The organism is Paenibacillus sp. 276b (genome assembly GCF_900107875.1).
GTDB classification, from domain to species: domain Bacteria; phylum Bacillota; class Bacilli; order Paenibacillales; family Paenibacillaceae; genus Paenibacillus; species Paenibacillus marchantiae.
Genome location: NZ_FNRR01000011.1, coordinates 1 through 21,122 on the forward strand (window position 1 = coordinate 1; position 21,122 = coordinate 21,122).

A 21,122-nucleotide genomic window follows, 5' to 3' on the forward strand; every position below is an offset into this window, starting at 1 on the left:
GCGGAGGGGTTCCACACGTACCCATCCCGAACACGACCGTTAAGCCCTCTAGCGCCGATGGTACTTGGACCGCAGGGTCCTGGGAGAGTAGGACGCCGCCAAGCAAAGAACCACTGCCGATGTTATTCGGTGGTGGTTTTTATTTGTTTTATACGAAGTATTTAATAAGTATCTAATATAAACCGTAACAGCCCGGAGAAAATCCAGGGCTGTTTTTTTATTTCAATTTATGTGAATGTGCTAAATCTTTTATAGTCAGATTAATTTAAGTAGGTTCTTTCTATTTAACCATTTGGTTGCATGCCTCCCCTAGGCTTAAAAGTGAGTTCTCCAATGCATGCTGTGTTTCTGAATCAAGGATGACTCCTTGTTTATTCATCTTCAATGTAATATGAGGAATGGTTAGAGAGGCCTCATGTAAGACTTGAGCATTAATCATGTTTAACGTCAGCAATAGTGAAGCATGGGCTTTGTCACCGCCCATGGGGCTGGGAGAAGCAGCGATGGCAACGGTGGGTTTATTGAGCCATTCTCCTGAAGATACAATCCAATCTAATGCGTTTTTTAAGACCCCAGGAACTCCGTTTCCATACTCGGGCGTGCAGATAAGGACTCCATCCGAATGCTTCAGTTGGGCTCTAAAATTCTGCACGGACTCAGGACCTTCCTCGACATCGAGGTTAGGGTTAAAATGCGGTAGATCATTTAATCCACCATATACTCCAAACTTAAGGTTAGGAGGAGCTAGCTTAATCATGGCATGCATTAGTAACGTATTGGAGGACTGATTACGCAGGCTTCCGGAAATCGCAAGGATATTAAATTCTTTTTTCATGGGTATACATCATCTCTATTCCTTAGTAATGTAGGGCAATCTGTTTATTTTCCTCCTGTTGGAATGGACTGTCTATAGAAAACGCATTTAATTAAGGCATTCTTCATGTTACTCAGAGGATATCCACAATTCTTCATCAAAAATGCATGCGATAGTTTGCATGACTCTGGGTAATAGGATGAAGAGAGCGCTTAAAATAAACAACTGACGAATGAATCATAATAAATATTTTTAAAATTAGTACCAAGTACTAATACTTAGTGCTATAATGATAAAAAACAAACGAGGTGACTACCGGTATGAATCAATCAATGTCAACCATTACCGCAATGGGTACGTATGTACCGGATCGAATATTAAGTAATGCTGATTTGGAGAAGCTCGTCGAGACGAGTGATGAATGGATTGTACAGCGTACAGGGATGAGAGAACGGCGCATCGCAGCTGATGATCAATTTGTATCTGACCTGGCCACCAAGGCTGTAGAAGATATGATGCGCCGTTATAATGTTAGCGTAGAAGATGTGGATATGATTTTGGTTGCTACCAGCACACCTGAATATTCATTTCCCAGCACAGCATCTAGAGTACAGGCGAATCTCAAGATTCCACATACGGGAGTACTTGATTTGAATGCGGCATGTGCAGGATTTACGTATGGATTGCAGTTGGCTGATAGTCTCGTAACCAGTGGCATGTACCATAAAGTGTTGGTTATTGGAGCAGAGACGTTGTCCAAGATTACCGATTATACAGACCGTACGACATGTGTATTGTTCGGCGACGGGGCAGGAGCCTTTTTGGTAGAAAGAGCTGCTGGAAAAGGTGACTTTATGGCAGCCATCTCAGGTACGAGTGGAGAAGGCGGTATTCATCTCTATAAGAGTGGTCTTTCTTCTGAGATGAATGGTGTACCTCTGCAGGGTGAGGGATGCCTTGTCCAGAATGGCAGAGAGATCTATAAGTGGGCAGTACGCACGATTCCAGAACAATTGAGTGGGCTTATAGCCAAAGCAGAGATGAAACCGGAGCAGATTGATTGGTTTGTACCCCATAGTGCGAATCTAAGAATGATTGAAGCGGTGTGTGAACGCGGTCCTATTCCATTGGAACGTACTTTAACAAGTGTGGAGTACCGAGGAAATACCTCGGCAGCTTCCATTCCGCTCGCTTTACAGCTTGCAGTAGACGAAGGGAGATTAAAGAACGGGCATCAAATAGCCCTTTTTGGTTTTGGAGGCGGCCTGACCTACGCAGGTCTTGTGCTTAGATGGAGTGTACCGGACAGTCCTTCAGCAAATGAGGGATAAAATATATATACAGTGCCGTCCTCGAAAATGTATGAGTCCTTTGCTTTAAATATCGCTATAGTTACTAGACAAAAGGGGTACAGCTCTCTAGAAGAGCTGTACCCCATATTGTTACTGCCAAGATAAAGGTTCAATTGAATTGAAATCGACAAGTTTATCAGATACATAGTATGTTAACTGTATGCTTTCAACATCATGAACCAATTCACCAGTACTTCGCAGTATTGGAAAGATCTCAGCGAAGTAAGCTCCATCAAACGGGATGATAATAGGCGCATCCAAAATACTTAGTCGCTCATAAGTGTAGAACATAGCTTCTCCGTTTACTATTACTTTCAGATCCACAGGTGCTTTAGCGCTCAAAGCGAGATAAAGTGTTGGAACGTGATCTGCATTAACTAGAGCAAAATCATCTGAAGTACTCATTGTTGATACATCATCCTTGTACAAAAACAAGCTTGTTCCATTGGTGACATCTTCATCTTTGGATGGCTTTGGCACATAACCTGTTCCGCCATAATACTTATAAATCCGATGTAGAATCACTGTCGTTTCGGCTAAAGTTACCTTTTGATTTGGATAAAAGTATCCTTTGGAATTGGGCTTCATCACGCCCTGCTGGGAAAATCCGAGCAGAGCATCACGTTTTACATAATCAAGGTCGGAACCTAAATGATTTTCATTTTTGGATTTAATAATGCCAAATTCGGGTGCTAATGGTTGGTAAGCATATTTCCATTTTTCATAAGTATCGTAGGAATTAAAATATCTTTTGTGAATATCCTTGAATGTTTGCAGTTTGGTGAGTGATTCTTTCTCTGACATTTCATCGACGGAGTAACCGATATCCGGAAAAAGAGTATTTAGTGTAATTAATAAGTCCCAGCGAGATAAGATCTTACTAGGTTGATATGTAAATGTCCCATTGTTGTAATTGATTTTATCTGCTGCTGCAATTAATCCTGAGGGATTGCTAGGGATACTACCGTATACGTCTCTAAAAGTTTGATAATATGTACTGGTTGCAGGAACACCAGGGATTTCTACATCTTTACTGCTATCTACCCGGAACTCTTGGAATAAGAGGTAAATCATACGAGTAAGTTCTGCTTTTGATACGTTCTTGCTTAAATTCTTCTCTTCTTGCTTAAAGTTCTGCATGACCTTATGAGATGCCATAAATTCAACAGATGGTTTGGCCCATTCATATTTGCTTGAGCTTGAAGCTGCGTTTGCTAGTGACGTAGTGAACAGTGATAAACTGAGTGTCAGAATAATAATGAAAATACTACACTTTGGATATCTCATTCGAACCTCCTATGATTTTTAAAATTAGAATTACATCCTATTTATTGTAGTCGACAAATGATGGTAAGATCAATTTTAAATTGTATAACTGAGTAAACTTAATAAACGTACAACTCATGTAATCCATGAGGTGTACGTTTATGTTTAAAAATTTTCTTAATCCCATGAACGATTTATGGCGTGAGCTTTGGTGCTTGGCGGTGATGAGTCCCTTGCTCATAGCTGTAAGCCAGCTTGATCAAAGTTCCTTCATCAAAGGCGCGGCCCAGGAATTCCATACCTACCGGCAGACCTTCAGTTGTAAATCCAGCAGGTACGGTAATTGCCGGGAAGCCAGAGAATGGACTCAATCGGTTGTTACCACCGGAGTTTTGTCCTTCGCCAATAACACCAGCGGCTTGCGTGGACGTCGGATAGATGATGGCATCCAGGTTGTTGTCGGCCATAACTTTCAGCAAGGACTCACGTGTGATTTGGGTACGTTTCAGGACGATATCCTTATATTCGGCAGTCTCCAACGTTTCCCGTGCATCGCGAGTCTTCATCGACTGTTCTTGTGACTTGTCGAACTGTCCGGAAGCAATAATCTCGGACAAGCTGTGATAAGGGGCTTCGTCACCAAGAGACTCCAGATAGTCATTAAGTTGGAATTTGAACTCGTATCCACTCAAGCTTGGGTATTTGTTGATTTCCGCCAGGTTTGGAATGCTGATCGGGACTGCCGTAGCTCCCAGCGTTTTGAGTTCTTCTACTGCGTTGTTAATCACGTCAGCGACGGCTTTTTCTTCAGCTTTGGTGCTTGGAATGAGTTCGGTGGCCACACCGATCCGTGCACCTTTCAGACCGTTTACATCCAGGAAGTCTGTGTAGCTGGAAGGGATTTTGCCTACAGCATAAGCTGTAGCGACATCATTTTTGTCATAGCCGGCTGTAGCATCCAGCATAATTGCGGCATCACTTACGGTACGAGCCATAGGACCACCGACATCCTGTGTCAATGCAAGAGGGATGATTCCTTCACGGCTGGACAGTCCGATTGTTGGACGAATACCGACAAGGCTGTTGAAGCTGGAAGGGATACGGATTGATCCGCCGGTGTCAGTACCCATGCCCGCAGCTGCAAAGTTTGAGGCAATGGCGGCACCCGTACCACCACTTGACCCGCCTGGATAGTGATCCAGCGCATAAGGATTCAGTGTTTGTCCACCCAGTGAGCTGGACGTGGTAATGCCGAATGCGAATTCATGCAGATTGGTTTTGCCCAAAATAATGGCCCCGGCTGCTTTGAGTTTCTTCACTTGTTCAGCATCGTGAGCAGGTACGGAATCTTTCAGACAGATACAACCTGCGGTTGTAGGCATATCGTTGGTATCGAAGTTATCTTTAACTAAAACCGGAATACCATGTAAAGGTCCGCGGGCACCCTGAGCTGCACGTTCTTCGTCCAACGTTTCAGCGATTTTGAGGGCATTCGGGTTCAACGTCAGGACTGCGTTAATGCTCACACCCTGATCATCATATTTTTCAATGCGATCCAAGTACTTCTGCACGAGTTCTTTGGATGTCAGCTTTCCTTGCGTCATGGCAGCCTGGAGATCCGTAATGGTTGCTTCCTCCAGAACAAATGGTTTTATGTAGTTATAAATGCGGTCTTTCAATATAGCGACATCATTTTGGGTAAGTACTGCATTAGGAAGGAAGAGGGCGTCGGTATATCCTTTCATCAACCCCGCGGTGTTCAGCGCACCAACGGCACCGGCAAAGCTCGCCTGATCCGGAACATCCTTGAACGATTCTGGAGTGGACTCCAGCTTCAGCCAGGTTTGCAAAGCTAAAGCAGCATCTTTACGCTGTACTGTTGTGCCGGAAAGTTTGTCCATGGAAAAAGGAACACCTGCAAGTGTAGCCGCTTCTTCCATGGCTTGAACAAATGCTACTGCTGTGACAGGTACCTTACCAGCTGTTACGGCTGCAACCGTAGTTTTGCTAGAAGGCGTTGCCGTTGCAGCTGACGCTGAGGGAACCGTTCCTCCCCATGTTGTGACAACAACCGCTCCGGCCAGTAACAAGGCCCCACTTTTTTTCAATACAGATCCATGATAAGTCATGCATCCACGCTCCCTTCCTGTGTATCAATGATGTGTGTTGGCGAATCTGATATAGTTGCTTTTTTCACATTCTAAGTACATGTAAGGTATTCTTACAACACTCATATTTATCCAAAAAAACGTATACATACTATTTTTCCGCTATAGAACCTACCAAATGCTCCTAATTCCATGCGCGGAAGAAAAATGTCGAAGAATATTGTGTTAACTAATATGACATAAGAGCCGGAAGATAGGCATCTTATGGGATAAATCGTTATTTGTGAAGCCAAAGCAAACCAATACCATGAAATGATATAATGAAAAGATAGAAGTAGAAGAACTCTTTTAATTACGATAGAAGCAAGAGAGTCATAGGTTTATCAAAGAAAGGAAGATATGGATTGAAAACATTAGTACTCGCAGAAAAACCATCTGTGGCACGAGAAATAGCCAGAGTGATGGGAGCGCGTGATAAACATAAAAGCTATATGGAAGGCCCGAAATATATCGTGACCTGGGCGCTTGGGCATCTTGTTGGATTGGCTGAACCAGAGGACTATGACAAAAAGTATGCAACCTGGAATCTGGAGGATCTGCCGATTCTGCCTGATCGCACCAAGCTGAAGGTACTCAAAGAGACCAACCATCAATACAAAGCGGTACAGCAGCTGATGAAACGTCAGGATGTTGGTGAATTGGTCATTGCAACGGATGCAGCACGTGAGGGTGAATTGCTGGCTCGCTGGATTATGCAAATGGCCCAGTGGAAAAAGCCGTTTAAACGGCTGTGGATATCATCCCAGACGGACAAGGCCATCAAGGATGGATTTGCATCACTGAAGCCAGGCAGCCAGTTTGATCGTCTCTATGAATCGGCACGTTGCCGGGCAGAAGCAGATTGGATGATTGGTCTTAACGTGACGCGTGCATTGACGGTTCGATTTAATGCACAATTGTCAGCTGGACGGGTACAGACCCCTACACTTGGCATGATTATGGACAGGGAAAATGAGATCAACGGATTCCGTTCCCAAGAGTATGAGACGTTAACGGCCGATCTGGGAGGTTTTCAGGCGGTATGGCGCGCTGCAGGTGGGGATTCACGCATCTTTGATCCGCAAGAGACACAAGAATTGAAGAAACGAATTGATGGTCGTAAGGGTTCGATTGCCCAAGTGAAAAAAAGTGAAAAGGTTGAGCCGCATCCGCTGGCTTATGACCTGACGGAATTACAACGGGATGCCAACCGGAAATATGGTTTTTCCGCCAAGCAAACATCGAATGTGCTGCAGCGTCTTTATGAACAGCACAAGCTGGTAACCTACCCACGTACAGACAGCCGTTACCTGACATCGGATATGACGGGAACGCTGAAAGAACGACTGGATAGTGTAGCGATTGGCCCCTATGCGTCTCTGGCTCGTCCGTTGTTGCGCAAAAATCTGAATATCACCAAACGTATCGTGGATGACAGCAGGGTAACGGATCACCATGCGATCATTCCAACAGAACAGACGGTTCTCCTCAATCAGCTGAATCCAGAGGAACGTAAGTTATACGATCTGATCGTACGCCGTTTTATCAGCTTGTTCTATCCGGCTGCGAAGTACGATTCTGTTGCGATCACTGTTCAGGTGGGCAACGATTCTTTTCATGTGAAAGGCACAACGGTGAAAGAAAGCGGCTGGCGGGAAGTGTACGGCGGAGATTATAGCGATGAGGATGATGATCGTGCTGACGATTCCTCAGACCATGATCGTGCGCTTTTGCCAGACGTGCAGCAAGGTCAGTCCGTGACGGTTCAACGTTGTCATATCAAAAGTGGACGGACGATGCCGCCCAAACGGTATACAGAGGCAGCGCTGCTTTCCCAAATGGAGAAGCATGGACTGGGCACTCCGGCTACACGAGCGGATATTATCGAGAAGCTGGTCAGTTCCGACACCATTGATCGTCAAGGGAACAGCATGCATCCAACGGGAAAAGGAAAACAGCTGATTGAACTGGCTGCTCCCCAGCTGCGTTCACCGGAGTTAACAGCTCGCTGGGAAGCTGAGCTGGAACGAATCGCCCGTGGACAAGGGAAGCCTGAGCCTTTCCTGGAGAGCATCCGTTCGATGGCGAAAGAGCTTGTATCTACAGTAAAAGGAAGCAAAGCGGAGTATAAGCCGCATAATGTATCCAATAGTCACTGCCCGGATTGTAATGCCCGCTTACTGGAGAAGAAAGGCAAACGTGGCAAGTTCCTCGTGTGTCCAACGGAGGATTGCGGATATCGTCGTTCGGCAGAGAAACGATTATCCAACCGTCGCTGTGCACAGTGTCACAAAAAGATGGAAATTAAAGAGGGTAAGGCAGGTTTGTACGTGCAATGTCTGCCTTGCGGCATAACGGAAACGTTGGATAAAGACAAACAGCATGTGAACAAACGTGATCAGCAAAAGCTGGTCAAACAATATGCGAAACAGGAGTCGATCGGTTCCAATTTGGGAGAACTGTTGAAGGCAGCCATGGAGAAAAAGGGAGAGTAAGACTGTCGTATAAGATTCTCCTTTTTCAGGCAACGTAAGCCTAGGAGGTGATACGCAGATGCCACATAACAAACCAGAGAAGATTCATAATCAGCAGAACAAAGACAGCATTCAGGAAGAGAGTATCTCTGTACGTCCCGAAAAGGCAGCAAAAAGAGCACCAAACCTGAATGGTATTCCTAAACAGGAGTCATAGGTTAGGTATTCGGGATTCATTGCTTCTAAATATCTTTGCGGTTCCCTTCTCGCGTTGATCATGTTCCTTCAGAGGACTATAATGGAGGTACAGGGAGATGTCCCGGGACAGGGGGACCGCTAGAATTATATGCAAACCGGATTGATACTGTGGTTTTTATTTATCAATGTCGTAGGTTACCTGGTCATGTCGGACGACAAGAAACGTGCGCAGCGCCGTCGAGACCGTACACCCGAACGAACGCTGTTTCTGCTGGCCTTTATTGGTGGGGCATTGGGGGTATGGATTGCAATGTATCGTAAACGTCACAAGACCAAACATCCCAGTTTTACGATCGGCATTCCGTTGTTGTTATTCCTGAATGCGGTAATTTATGGTTATTTCCTGCAATAAGGTAGAATTTAATGGTTAGGATCTGCTGTACTCCAGGTGAGTGGCTAGAATGATTATGTAAAATGTTTCTTATAAATGGTTCATTTTGACCTGGGGACGTTTAAGGAGTTACATGGTTCTTGGATTTTATGTCAGACCGAAGCTGGCTTCGAATGTTCTACATATAAAGGAAGGGACGGGATTTACATGTTATTCTCCAAAATACTAGTTGCTTATGATGGTTCGAAAGCTTCAAATAAAGCACTTGATCGTGCGATTGAGTTAGCCAAAGTTTCTCCGGGTGCAGTCTTGGATGTTATTCATGCCTTTGACTTTCCACGTGTATTCATCGGGGAAGGATTGGCACCTTTGCCACCTTCTTTGAATAATGACTACTATAATCTGGCGGTGCAAACGACGGATGAAGCGAAAGAGCGGATTCAGGCTGCTGGCGTTACAGCAAACGTGGATCTGATTCAAGGAGCTGCTGCCGAGGTCCTTCTCGATTATGCCAAAGAGAACGGATCGGATATCATCATTATTGGTAGTCGTGGTCTTGGTGGAATTCGGGAATTTGTCTTGGGCAGCGTTAGTCACAACGTAGTGCAGCATGCTCAGGTTCCAGTACTTATCGTGAAATAATTATAGAATGTGTGTATACACATAATAGAGAAAAGCCGGCTGTCTTCGATAGGTTGAAGAGGGGTCGGCTTTCTTTTTTGGAATAAAAGGGATGCAGTATCTCCGAATGATCGGTTATTTCCGAACATTAAATTTGTCAATATGTTAAATGTTCGTCTTTAAGTTGACATTAGCTGTAGGGGATTGTTAGAATGTTAGATGTGTCGATCAGTTATATATAAGGTCGAGTAGGTTCGAAAGATGTGGAATTTTCAATTTTATTGAATTAATTTGTTGAAATAGATATTTGCTCGTATAACGCCGGGAATAGGGCCCGGAAGTATCTACCCGGGAACCGTAAATTTCCGGACTACGAGGAGATACGGCTGAGAGACGCATGAAATCAGATGCGGACAGCAAGCCTGCCTTTGGCATGCCCAAATGCGGGATACGTATTTCTTGGAGTCCGGTGTCCGGAGAAAATGTGATGTTTTCGCGGGTAGCGGATTTTTTCATTTCACAATAAACGAGAAGCAACAGGATGAAACCAAAACGCTCAGACGGGAGTTGGATGTATTCATGTCAGTACAGGTGGCTGTAATTATGGGCAGTAAGTCGGATTGGGAAACGATGAAGTATGCTTGTGAGGTGCTGGACGAGCTGGAGATTGGGTATGAAAAAAAAGTCGTATCCGCGCATCGCACACCAGATTTGATGTTTGAATATGCGGAGCAAGCGATTGACCGTGGATTCAAGGTTATCATTGCGGGTGCGGGTGGGGCAGCTCATCTGCCCGGTATGGTCGCTTCCAAAACGATGCTTCCGGTCATTGGAGTTCCCGTGCAATCCAAGGCGCTAAATGGTCTCGATTCCTTGCTGTCCATTGTTCAGATGCCTGGTGGCATTCCCGTCGCAACGGTAGCGATTGGCAAAGCAGGTGCAACGAATGCCGGATTGCTTGCGGCTCAGATCATCGGTGCTTTTGACCAGGATGTCCAACGTCGCAGCGAAGCCCGCAGAGAGCGAATCAAACAAGAAGTGCTCGAAAGCAGTGACGAAATATGAATAGTACAAGAATACAACCCGGATCAGCAGGCAAAGCAGAACGTGTCTTGCTCCCAGGAAAAACAACCATTGGTGTTTTAGGAGGCGGGCAGCTTGGACGGATGCTGACACTTGCCGGAACAGCGATGGGTTATCGGTTCGTTACACTTGATCCGGCAGCAGATGCTCCTTGTGGACAAATTACCGATCAGATTGAAGCGGGATATGACGATGAAAAGGCTGCACTCGAACTGGCTCGGCAGTGTGATGTAATCACCTATGAGTTTGAGAATGTAGACGCAGATGTTGCTTCTCTCCTAGAAGGGGAATCCTATGTACCGCAAGGAAGTGCGTTATTGTACACAACCCAGCATCGTTTGCGTGAAAAACGAGCCATTGAGGCGGCTGGTGTACGTGTAGCCCCTTACCGGGAAATTACAAGCAAGGACACAATGAAGGCAGCCGTGAGTGAACTTGGTGTTCCTTGTGTACTGAAGACAGTGACAGGCGGATATGACGGCAAGGGTCAGCGGGTTATACGAGAAACAAATCAGGCGATAGCTGCCTATGAAGAACTCGCAGCTACCGGTGCTGAACTGGTATTGGAGCAATTTATCAAGTTTGATTGCGAGATTTCAGTCGTTGTTGCACGCAGCACGAATGGGGAAATTAAGACGTTCCCGCCTGCGGAGAACATTCATGTGAACAACATTTTGCATGCTTCGATCGTACCAGCAAGAGTGGCGACCGAAATACAGATTGAGGCGCAGAAGTTGGCGGCAGCAGTGGCTCAATCCATCCAAGCCGTTGGATTGCTGGCAGTGGAGTTGTTTGTTGCGGCAGATGGAAGACTGTATGTGAATGAGCTGGCCCCTAGGCCGCATAATTCCGGCCACTATACGATGGAGGCCTGTGCCACATCACAATTTGAACAGCATATTCGTGCGATTTGCGGATTGCCGCTTGGAGATACTTCATTATTAAGCCCGGTTGTTATGGTCAATGTGCTTGGAGAACATCTGGAAGGTATTATTGCCAGAACGGGTCAGGCTGACGCGGAAGCGTTGGAACTCGGTGTAATTCCTAAGCTTCATATATATGGTAAGACCGAAGCGAAGACAGGACGAAAAATGGGGCATGTCAATCTGCTCTGTCAGGATGTCGAAGAAGGATTACAATGGATTGAACAAACTAATCTTTGGAGGAATACAAATTTATGATCGAACGTTATAGCAGACCCGAAATGAGAGCCATCTGGACGGAGGAGAACAAATTCAAGTCATGGCTGGAAGTTGAAATTTGTGCATGTGAAGCTTGGGCAGAGCTTGGAGTCATTCCTAAGGAAGAAGCAGCCTTGCTTCGTCAGAACGCTTCTTTTGACATCGACCGCATTTACGAGATTGAACAGGAAACACGTCATGACGTTATTGCCTTCACACGTACGGTATCTGAAAGTCTGGGTGCAGAGCGGAAATGGGTGCACTACGGACTGACTTCCACGGATGTCGTTGATACGGCTCTCGGATATGTACTGCGTCAGGCAAACGAAATCTTGGAACGTGACATCGTGAACTTTATCGAAATTTTACGTGACAAAGCGAAGACTTATCAGCACACGCCAATGATGGGACGTACACATGGGGTACATGCGGAGCCAACGACGTTTGGTCTGAAAATGGCACTCTGGCATGAAGAAATGAAACGGAATCTGGAGCGTTTCCGCCACGCGGCAGACAACGTACAGTACGGTAAAATCTCAGGAGCAGTTGGCACATACGCAAACATCGATCCATTTGTTGAAGAGTTTGTCTGCGAGAAGCTGGGCACGAAACCTGCACCGATCTCAACTCAAACGCTGCAACGTGACCGTCATGCAGAATACATGGCTACACTGGCATTGATCGCAACATCTTTGGACAAGTTCGCTACAGAAGTGCGTGCGCTTCAAAAGAGTGAATTCCGTGAAGTGGAAGAAGCATTTGCAAAGGGTCAAAAAGGATCTTCGGCAATGCCGCACAAACGTAACCCAATCGGTAGTGAAAATATCTCCGGTCTGTCCCGCGTCATTCGCGGACATATGGTATCGGCATACGAGAACGTGACACTGTGGCACGAGCGTGATATCTCACACTCTTCCGTAGAGCGTATCATTCTGCCGGATGCAACGATGCTGCTTAACTACATGCTGAACCGTTTCGGTAACATCGTGAAGAATCTGACGGTATTCCCTGAAAATATGAAACGTAATATGGAGCGCACCTTCGGCGTGCCATTCTCCGGTCGAGTGATGACCAAGTTGATCGACAAAGGTTTCAGCCGCGAGCAAGCGTACGATACCGTTCAACCACGTGCCATGCAGGCATGGGAAGAACAACGCCAGTTCCAGGATATCGTGAAATCCACACCGGAAATTACTGAAGTGCTAAGCGAAGATGAAATCGCAGATGCGTTCAACCCATCGTGGCACCTGAAGCACGTAGACACCATCTTCAAAAAGCTTGGTTTGAACGACTAATATATTAAGGTTTTGAATTATTCCACTCCCTAAAAGTATAGGTTAATTATGTGTTCACGCTGGAACGGAGAAGGCAGAAAAAACCTGAAGAAGCAAAGCGCTCGCCTTTATCCCCGGATTTTCCCCTTGAGAAAGGGGATCAGAAAAATCCGGGGATAACAGCGATCGGAAGGTTGTTCTGCATTCGGAGTGGCCCTGCGTGATAAGGGGAATTGGACGTATACTTTACATCTCCTGAAAGAAGGTGAGCCTCCATGGCGCTGTCCACTGCGGCAGATCTCGTTAAAGCTCCTTTGTTATATAAGGGAAAAGTACGTGAGTTGTACGATCTGGGTGAACATTTTCTCATCGTGGTTACGGACCGGATTTCAGCATTTGACTATGTGCTGGACCCAGCCGTTCCCGAGAAGGGCAATGTGCTTAATAAACTGAGCAGCTTCTGGTTTGAACTGACGGGCGACATGATGGATAACCACGTGGTGCATACGGATGTAAACCAATTGGGCGATATCATCACTGATCCTGAACTGCTCAAAGACCGCATCATGGTGACCCGCAAAGCCGAGCGCATTGATATTGAATGTGTGGTGCGTGGATACATTACCGGTGGCGGATGGAGACAATATGAGAAAAGCGGAGAGGTCAACGGCATCAAGCTGCCGGATGGACTTCGCAAAAACGCCAAGCTCGACGTTCCCATATTCACCCCAGCAGCTAAAAACGATGTCGGTCATGACGAAGACATCCCGATGGATCGAATGAAAGAACTTGTCGGAGATGCTCTCGCGATTGAGCTTCAGGAAAAGAGCCTGCATCTCTACGAATTTGCTCGCGACTATTGCGATCAGCGGGGAATCATTCTCGCAGACTGCAAATTTGAGTTCGGTATGGTCGATGGTAAAGTCATTCTGATCGATGAAATCTTCACGCCAGACGCTTCTCGCTTCTGGGCCAAAGAGAATTACGAACTCGACATCGAGATCGATAGCATGGATAAAGAGCCAGTGCGCACATATCTGTTAGGCAGCGATTGGGACAAGAACAGCAAACCTGATCCGCTGCCACAAGAGGTAGTGGAGGCCACAACCGCAAGGTACGTCGATATTTATAACCGTTTAACGGAAAAGTAAGTTTGAGTAAGGGACGTTTGAGTGTAGGCTACGGGAAAGTTTGGCTTTCGATCGCTGTTGCCCCCGGAATGTTTCCTTTTTTCAAAAGGAAACATTCCGGTTGCAAAGGCGAGCACTTCGTTTCTCCAGCTCAAATCTTTCCCTCCGCCAGTGTCAAACTGGGGATGAGGCAATTAAGTGCGGAGGCTTCCCACAGGTAGGGAAGCCTGAAAAAATTACGAGAATTAAATTCATTGATTACTAAACTATTTTATAGACCATTCACTGTTTTCACGTAATGGTCAGACTAGACCATTACCACCGTGCAACGTAAAAGGTTTAGGCCTTAAAAACGTCCGTATGGACTAGCGGAGGGGCGGAATTGTTCTTAAAGGAGCGATAGCGTTCGCCTTTGTCCCCGGGTTTTGACCGCATAGCGGGCCAAAACAATCCAAAAAACCTGGGGACAACAGCGACCGGAAAGAACAATCCGCCCCGGAGCAAGCTCCCAAGTCACTTTTTTTAACAGCGTAAAGCATTTATCCCGTTCATTACTGAGGAGGAACATAAGGATCATGATCAAAGCAACCGTCTATGTCACTATTAAGCAAAGCGTTCTCGACCCGCAAGGAGTAGCTGTTCAAGGTGCACTGCATTCGATGGGATTCAATGAAGTGGAAAGTGTACGGATTGGTAAAGTCATGGAACTGACTCTGGATACAACAGACCGTGCGGAAGCGGAGAAACGATTGACAGTAATGTGTGAGAAGCTGCTGGCTAACACCGTTGTTGAAGATTACCGCTACGAATTGGAGGGTTAACCCCATGAAATTTGCAGTTCTTGTGTTTCCTGGCTCCAACTGCGACATCGACTGTTACAAAGCAGTAGAAGATGCGATTGGACAAGAGGTTGATTATGTATGGCACACGGCTACAGATCTATCGGCTTATGATTGTATCCTAGTTCCAGGTGGTTTCTCTTATGGTGACTATCTGCGTTGCGGAGCGATCTCCCGTTTTGCACCCGTAATGAATGAGGTAGCTAAGGCTGCTGAACAAGGTAAATATATTCTCGGCATTTGTAACGGATTCCAGATCCTCACTGAGGCGGGATTGCTTCCAGGTGCATTGATCCGCAATATGTCGCTGAAATTCCGTTGTCACGATACGGTGTTGAAAGTAGCGAATGCAGATACTCCATTTACACGTGACTATGCACCGGGGGAAGAGATTGTTATTCCAATTGCTCACGGTGAAGGAAACTATTACTGTGACGAGGAAACACTCGCGAGTTTGCAGGCAAACAACCAGATCGTCTTTACGTATGGCAGCAACCCGAACGGTTCCCTGGGTGATATCGCGGGAATCTGTAATGAGGGTGGAAACGTGGTTGGTATGATGCCACATCCAGAGCGCGCGGTGGACTCACTGCTGGGTTCGGAAGACGGCAAACGTATGTTTACATCTATTTTGAAAGCATGGAGGGATCGGCATGACGCAGCAGCTATCCGCTAAGGAACCGACAGCAGAACAGGTCGCAGAACATAAACTTTACGCACAAATGGGCGTGTCTGACAGCGAGTATGAGCTGATCTGTGAGTTCATGGGGCGTAAGCCGAACTACACGGAGATTGGTGTTTTCAGTGTTATGTGGTCGGAGCACTGCGCATACAAAAACTCCAAGCCGTTACTGCGTCGATTCCCTACAAGTGGACCGCGTGTCCTGATGGGTCCGGGTGAAGGTGCCGGGATCGTAGATATCGGTGACAATCAGGCCGTTGTATTCAAAATTGAAAGCCATAACCATCCTTCCGCGGTTGAGCCTTACCAAGGTGCGGCAACAGGTGTTGGCGGCATTATCCGTGATATTTTCTCTATGGGAGCAAGACCGGTAGCTTTGTTGAATTCCTTGCGTTTTGGCAAGCTGGAAAGTGATCGCGTTAAATATCTGTTCGAGCACGTGGTAGCAGGTATTGCTGGATACGGAAACTGTATTGGTATTCCTACTGTTGCTGGTGAAGTCATGTTTGATGAGAGCTATGAAGGCAATCCGCTGGTTAACGCGATGTGTGTGGGTCTGATTGATCATGACAAAATCCAGCGCGGCGTAGCTAAAGGTGTGGGGAACCCTGTGTATTATGTAGGGCCGCCAACAGGCCGGGATGGTATTCATGGAGCGACCTTTGCATCAGTTGAACTGACGGAAGAATCCGAGTCCCAACGGACAGCGGTTCAGGTAGGTGACCCTTTCATGGAAAAACTCGTAATGGAGTCTTGCCTCGAATTGATCGATACCGGAATCGTGCTTGGTATTCAGGATATGGGCGCAGCAGGTCTGACGTGCTCCAGTGCGGAAATGGCAAGTAAGGCGGGCAATGGTCTGGAACTGTATCTGGATCAGGTGCCACAGCGTGAAGAAGGCATGACACCTTACGAGATGATGTTGTCCGAGTCCCAGGAACGGATGTTGTTCGTCGTTGAGCCGAAGGATGAGGCGCAGGCGATGGAAATCTTTGAACGTTGGGGCGTAATCTGTGCAAAAGTCGGTAAAGTAACGGATGATGGACGTCTGAAATTAATTCACCATGGCGAAGTGGTTGGAGACATGCCGGTAACAGCACTGGTTGACGAGTGTCCGGTGTATGACAAACCTTCTTCTGTACCTGCTTACTACGAGCAAAGTGCCTCTATCGACACCCTTCGTTACGATGAAGTGTCGGATCTCGGCGGTGCATTGAAACAAGTGTTGGCATCCCCAACAGTAGCGAGCAAGAAGTGGGTTTATGATCAATATGATTACATGGTGCGTACAAGTACTGCGGTTCGTCCAGGTTCGGATGCAGCGGTTGTAACGATTCGTGGAACGCGCAAAGGATTGGCAATGACAACAGACTGTAACGGACGTTATGTATATCTGGATCCAGAAGTAGGCGGACGAATTGCAGTTAGTGAAGCTGCCCGTAACATTGTATGTTCCGGTGCAGAGCCACTCGCGATTACGGACAACCTGAACTTTGGTAACCCGGAGAAGCCGGATATTTTCTGGCAAATGGAAAAAGCAGTAGACGGTATGGCGGAAGCTTGCCGCGTGCTGGATACACCAGTTATTGGTGGTAACGTAAGTCTGTATAACGAAAACGCCAAAGGCTCCATCTATCCAACACCAGTTGTCGGTATGGTAGGTCTCGTTCATGATACGGATCATATCACGACACAAGCATTCAAATCCGAAGGTGATGTTATCATCCTCCTCGGTGAAACGAAAGCTGAACTGGGTGGAAGTGAGCTGCAATATGCGGTTCATGGCAAAACGGAAGGCCGTCCACCAGAACTGAACTTGCAAACGGAAAAAGCATTGCTGGGAACCGTGCTGGAAGCTATTCAATCCGGTCTCGTTCGCTCTGCACATGACTTGTCTGAAGGCGGCTTAGCTGTTGCACTCGCAGAGTCTTGTATCAGCGGTAACGTAGGAGCACAGGTGAATGTGGAGACGGCATTGCGTGCAGATCATGCGTTGTTCAGTGAAAGTCAATCTCGTATTCTGCTGTCGGCTTCGCCGGAGCAAGCAGGTAAGCTGGAAGCTTTTGTACGTGAACGTGGTGTGCCTGTAGCTGTTATTGGACGTGTAGAAGGAAGTAACCTGACAATTGAATTGAACGGAACATCAGCCGTGAACGAACCTGTAGGAGGTTTAGCTCAGGTCTGGGAGGATGCGATTCCATGTCTCATGAACTGACGACAGGACCATTGTGGACAGGTGATTATTATAACGAAGGGTCCGGCAAGGAAGGACTCGACAAATTAAAGGAAGAATGCGGAGTATTCGGGGTGTTCAAACACCCTGACGCCGCATCATTATCCTATTATGGCCTGCATGCCCTTCAACACCGGGGTGAAGAAAGTGCAGGGATGTGTGTAAGTGACGGTAACGAGTTTCACTACCATCGTGGTATGGGTCTGGTGAAGGAAGTTTTCACCAAAGACCTGATGCAGACGTTGACCGGGGATATCTCCATCGGACACGTTCGTTATTCAACCAGTGGTGACAGTAAGCTGACGAACGCACAACCATTGGTATTTAAATACCGCGATGGTGATCTGGCTGTAGCAACCAACGGAAATATCGTAAATGCGCCAACAATTCGGCGTGAATTGGAGCAGGGCGGGTCCATTTTTCAAACGACCAGTGATACCGAAGTTATTGCCCATCTAATCGCGAGATCTCCCAAAGGATTGGTAGAAGCCGCGAAGGATGCGTTCCAACGGATTGTGGGTGGTTATGCATTTCTGATCATGACCAACGACAAATTGTTGGTTGCTTCCGATCCCCATGGTCTGCGTCCGCTCACAATGGGTAAATTGGGAGATGCGTATCTGTTTGCATCGGAAACATGTGCATTGGAGACGATTGGTGCAGAGTTGATTCGTGACATTGAACCGGGCGAACTGTTGGTGCTAGATGCGGATGGTCTTCATGAAGACCGCTTCGATCATCACAAACACCGCAAGGCACTGTGTGCGATGGAGTATATCTACTTTGCCCGTCCGGACAGTGACATGAATGGTGCGAATCAGCACGCTGCGCGTAAACGGATGGGTAGCCGGATGGCGATTGAGTCGTTTGTCGATGCAGATCTGGTAACAGGTGTACCAGACTCCAGTATTTCCGCGGCAATCGGCTACGCCGAGCAGACAGGGATTCCGTATGAGATGGGTATGATCAAAAACAAATACACCGGACGTACGTTTATCCAGCCAAGCCAGGAACTGCGGGAACAAGGCGTGAAGATGAAACTGAGTGCTGTGCGCCGTGTGGTAGAAGGCAAACGCGTGGTCATGATTGACGACTCCATCGTACGGGGAACCACTTCCCGCCGGATCGTGAACATGCTGCGTGATGCCGGAGCAACAGAGGTGCATGTACGCATTACATCACCACCGTTCAAAAACCCGTGCTTCTACGGCATTGATACGCCTGACAGTCGCGAATTGATTGCCTCCCAGCTGTCGGTGGAAGAAATTTGCCGTGAAATTAACGCGGACTCCCTGTCGTTCCTCAGCCCGGATGGACTGATTACGTCGATTCAGGGAGATAATCAGGATGACTATAAAGGCGGGCTTTGCCTTGCATGTTTTGATAACGATTACCCAACCCGCCTCGACTTCGGCGGCGAAGAGAAATTTGGCTGCAGCTGCTAGCTGTTATCCTGCGAGACAAACGTAACTCGTAGCCCGAGCCCTTAGCCCCGCCTTGCGGAGCAAGAGGGGCCAGGGCAGCCAAGCGAAGCAGCTGCCCCCGCGGGCTTGCCCCGCAGCGCAGCCGAGCGGGGTTCGCCGACCGATGGCCTGCGGCCAGCGGAATCGGCGAACAACCACGCGAGCACACGAACGAACCAACCATAGCAAGATCATACCAGCCACCCCTGCACCGCTTGTTTGGCGGGTGTCCAGAGGGCCTGCCAAGGTCCTATGGGGTCCTCCCGGGCGGGAGGATTTAGGAGGGGCGAAAAATAAGGAGCTGATTCCACTTGTCCGAAGCATACAAAAACGCCGGCGTCGATATCGCGGCAGGCAACGAAGCGGTTGAACGGATGAAAAAACATGTAAAGCGTACCTTCCGTCCGGAAGTGATGACAGATCTGGGAGGCTTTGGCGCCCTGTTCGGTTTGAACAAAGATAAATATGATGAGCCGGTGCTTGTATCCGGTACAGACGGTGTAGGAACTAAGCTGAAAATCGCATTTGCCATGGACCGTCATGATACCATCGGAATCGACGCGGTAGCCATGTGTGTGAACGACATTGTGGTACAGGGTGCAGAGCCGCTGTTCTTCCTCGACTATCTGGCTTGTGACAAAGTCATACCGGAGAAAATCGAAGCCATTGTTGCGGGAATCGCAGAAGGCTGTCATCAATCCGGTTGTGCATTAATCGGTGGGGAAACGGCTGAAATGCCGGGCATGTACAGTGAGGGTGAATACGATATTGCCGGATTTACCGTAGGTATCGTGGACAAAGCGAAAATCATTAGCGGTACAACGATCTCTCCTGGCGACACAGTGATCGGACTTGCATCCAGCGGAGTGCATAGTAACGGATTCTCCTTGGTACGCAAACTATTGTTGGAACAAGCCGGATTGGGCTTGCAGGATGAAGTTGCTGAACTGGGTGGTAAGCTGGGTGACGCACTACTGGAACCAACGAAAATCTATGTGAAACCACTCCTGTCCCTGCTTGAAAAGGTAAAAGTAAAAGGCATGGCCCACATTACGGGTGGTGGCTTCATCGAGAACATCCCGCGTATGCTGCCAAGCAGCGTGAATGTAGATATTGACTATGGTTCTTGGCCGATTCTGCCAATCTTCAATCTGTTGCAAGAAAAGGGCTCCGTTTCGAACCGCGACATGTTCACCACGTTTAATATGGGGATCGGACTTGTGCTGGTCGTGAATGAAGCTGACGCAGTTGAAGCATTGGAACAACTGAAAGCATCCGGTGAAGAAGCGTACATCATTGGACGTGTGACCGAAGGAGATGCGCGAGTAACCTTCACGGGAGCGGATGTTTAATGGCGAACTACCGTATTGCTGTATTTGCCTCTGGTGAAGGGTCGAACTTTCAAGCATTGGTGGATGCAGCACGGAACGGAGGGCTGGGGGCATCCATAGATCTGCTGGTAAGTGACAAACCGGCTGCACGTGTGGTGCAGCGGGCGCAGGAGGCAGGCGTGGAATGCCATCTGTTTACTCCTAAAAATTATGATTCCCGCGAAGCCTACGAGGCTGAGATCGTGGAAGTGCTTGAATCCAAAGACATTGACCTGGTTGTTCTTGCCGGATACATGAGATTGTTGACTTCAGTAGTTGTGGATCGTTATGCAGGACGACTGATTAACATTCATCCGTCCTTGTTGCCAGCGTTTGCAGGCAAAGATGCCATAGGGCAGGCACTGGAATATGGCGTTAAAATCACCGGGGTCACCGTCCACTTTGTGGATGGGGGAATGGATACAGGGCCGATTATTGCCCAGCATCCTGTTCCTATTTTGCCAGAGGATACGCCTGAGTCAATCAGCCGTTCTATTCATGCGGCCGAACAGCAGTTATACCCCGAGGTTGTTTCCTGGTTTGCTCAGGGACTGGTTCAGTTAGACGGACGTCACGTCACTGTTAACAAACCGGTTTGATATAA

18 protein-coding genes, 1 rRNA gene and 1 riboswitch are annotated in these 21,122 nt (G+C 47.4%); of the genes, 16 read left to right on the forward strand and 3 right to left on the reverse strand.

Going from position 1 to position 21,122, the window contains the following annotated elements; genetic code table 11:
- Positions 1-104: ribosomal RNA gene (gene rrf / locus BLV50_RS30175) — 5S ribosomal RNA — on the forward strand; the annotation flags it as partial.
- Positions 105-280: 176 nt separating this feature from the next.
- Here the strand turns inward: rrf and BLV50_RS30180 are convergent.
- Positions 281-835 carry an NADPH-dependent FMN reductase gene (locus BLV50_RS30180; protein ID WP_090811715.1) on the reverse strand — a complete coding sequence of 185 codons (555 nt, stop codon included), beginning with the start codon at positions 833-835 and terminating at the stop codon, positions 281-283.
- A gap of 299 nt (positions 836-1,134) precedes the next feature.
- Between BLV50_RS30180 and BLV50_RS30185 the strand changes: the two genes are divergently transcribed.
- Complete coding sequence (locus tag BLV50_RS30185; RefSeq protein ID WP_090811717.1) at positions 1,135-2,145, forward strand: ketoacyl-ACP synthase III; 1,011 nt, start codon at positions 1,135-1,137, stop codon at positions 2,143-2,145.
- A 111-nt stretch (positions 2,146-2,256) separates the two neighbouring features.
- Here BLV50_RS30185 and BLV50_RS30190 read toward each other — a convergent pair whose 3' ends face one another.
- Together BLV50_RS30190 and BLV50_RS30195 are read right to left on the reverse strand one after the other, a co-directional pair.
- On the reverse strand, positions 2,257-3,453 hold the full coding sequence (locus tag BLV50_RS30190) for an S-layer homology domain-containing protein (RefSeq protein ID WP_090811719.1): 1,197 nt from the start codon (positions 3,451-3,453) through the stop codon (positions 2,257-2,259).
- A gap of 173 nt (positions 3,454-3,626) precedes the next feature.
- The gene (locus tag BLV50_RS30195) at positions 3,627-5,561 is read right to left on the reverse strand and encodes an amidase family protein (RefSeq protein ID WP_090811721.1); all 1,935 of its coding nucleotides are present in this window, start codon (positions 5,559-5,561) and stop codon (positions 3,627-3,629) included.
- 383 nt (positions 5,562-5,944) lie between these two features.
- On the opposite strand from BLV50_RS30195, the gene BLV50_RS30200 reads away from it, so the two are divergent.
- From BLV50_RS30200 to purN, 14 genes are all read left to right on the forward strand, one after another.
- A complete protein-coding gene (locus BLV50_RS30200) occupies positions 5,945-8,074 on the forward strand; it encodes a DNA topoisomerase III (protein ID WP_090811723.1) in 2,130 nt (709 codons plus the stop codon).
- 58 nt (positions 8,075-8,132) lie between these two features.
- On the forward strand, positions 8,133-8,270 hold the full coding sequence (locus BLV50_RS33020) for a hypothetical protein (protein WP_162842470.1): 138 nt from the start codon (positions 8,133-8,135) through the stop codon (positions 8,268-8,270).
- A 129-nt stretch (positions 8,271-8,399) separates the two neighbouring features.
- Positions 8,400-8,663 carry a DUF1294 domain-containing protein gene (locus BLV50_RS30205; protein ID WP_063568208.1) on the forward strand — a complete coding sequence of 88 codons (264 nt, stop codon included), beginning with the start codon at positions 8,400-8,402 and terminating at the stop codon, positions 8,661-8,663.
- Between the two features lie 186 nt (positions 8,664-8,849).
- A complete protein-coding gene (locus tag BLV50_RS30210) occupies positions 8,850-9,284 on the forward strand; it encodes a universal stress protein (protein ID WP_024633549.1) in 435 nt (144 codons plus the stop codon).
- 270 nt (positions 9,285-9,554) lie between these two features.
- Positions 9,555-9,656, forward strand: a riboswitch (purine riboswitch).
- 186 nt (positions 9,657-9,842) lie between these two features.
- Positions 9,843-10,328, forward strand: coding sequence for a 5-(carboxyamino)imidazole ribonucleotide mutase (purE, locus tag BLV50_RS30215; RefSeq protein ID WP_063568218.1), 486 nt, complete (start codon positions 9,843-9,845; stop codon positions 10,326-10,328).
- Positions 10,325-11,527, forward strand: coding sequence for a 5-(carboxyamino)imidazole ribonucleotide synthase (purK, locus tag BLV50_RS30220; RefSeq protein WP_090811725.1), 1,203 nt, complete (start codon positions 10,325-10,327; stop codon positions 11,525-11,527). Before purE ends, purK begins: the two co-directional genes overlap by 4 nt.
- Entirely contained in the window at positions 11,524-12,822 is a 1,299-nt protein-coding gene (purB, locus tag BLV50_RS30225) for an adenylosuccinate lyase (RefSeq protein WP_090811727.1), read from the forward strand. The genes purK and purB overlap by 4 nt, the downstream gene beginning before the upstream one ends.
- Before the next feature lie 254 nt (positions 12,823-13,076).
- Positions 13,077-13,952 (forward strand): phosphoribosylaminoimidazolesuccinocarboxamide synthase, encoded by an 876-nt coding sequence (locus BLV50_RS30230; protein WP_090811730.1) that lies wholly within the window; start codon positions 13,077-13,079, stop codon positions 13,950-13,952.
- Between the two features lie 554 nt (positions 13,953-14,506).
- Entirely contained in the window at positions 14,507-14,752 is a 246-nt protein-coding gene (gene purS / locus BLV50_RS30235) for a phosphoribosylformylglycinamidine synthase subunit PurS (protein WP_024633544.1), read from the forward strand.
- A gap of 4 nt (positions 14,753-14,756) precedes the next feature.
- The gene (gene purQ / locus BLV50_RS30240) at positions 14,757-15,446 is read left to right on the forward strand and encodes a phosphoribosylformylglycinamidine synthase subunit PurQ (protein WP_024633543.1); all 690 of its coding nucleotides are present in this window, start codon (positions 14,757-14,759) and stop codon (positions 15,444-15,446) included.
- Positions 15,424-17,667, forward strand: a complete 2,244-nt coding sequence (gene purL, locus BLV50_RS30245; protein WP_090811732.1) for a phosphoribosylformylglycinamidine synthase subunit PurL — start codon at positions 15,424-15,426, stop codon at positions 17,665-17,667. Before purQ ends, purL begins: the two co-directional genes overlap by 23 nt.
- Positions 17,652-19,130 carry an amidophosphoribosyltransferase gene (purF, locus tag BLV50_RS30250; RefSeq protein ID WP_079344050.1) on the forward strand — a complete coding sequence of 493 codons (1,479 nt, stop codon included), beginning with the start codon at positions 17,652-17,654 and terminating at the stop codon, positions 19,128-19,130. Before purL ends, purF begins: the two co-directional genes overlap by 16 nt.
- 329 nt (positions 19,131-19,459) lie before the next feature.
- Positions 19,460-20,500 carry a phosphoribosylformylglycinamidine cyclo-ligase gene (gene purM / locus BLV50_RS30255; protein ID WP_090811734.1) on the forward strand — a complete coding sequence of 347 codons (1,041 nt, stop codon included), beginning with the start codon at positions 19,460-19,462 and terminating at the stop codon, positions 20,498-20,500.
- On the forward strand, positions 20,500-21,117 hold the full coding sequence (gene purN / locus BLV50_RS30260; RefSeq protein ID WP_072735726.1) for a phosphoribosylglycinamide formyltransferase: 618 nt from the start codon (positions 20,500-20,502) through the stop codon (positions 21,115-21,117). The genes purM and purN overlap by 1 nt, the downstream gene beginning before the upstream one ends.
- Positions 21,118-21,122 lie beyond the last annotated feature (5 nt).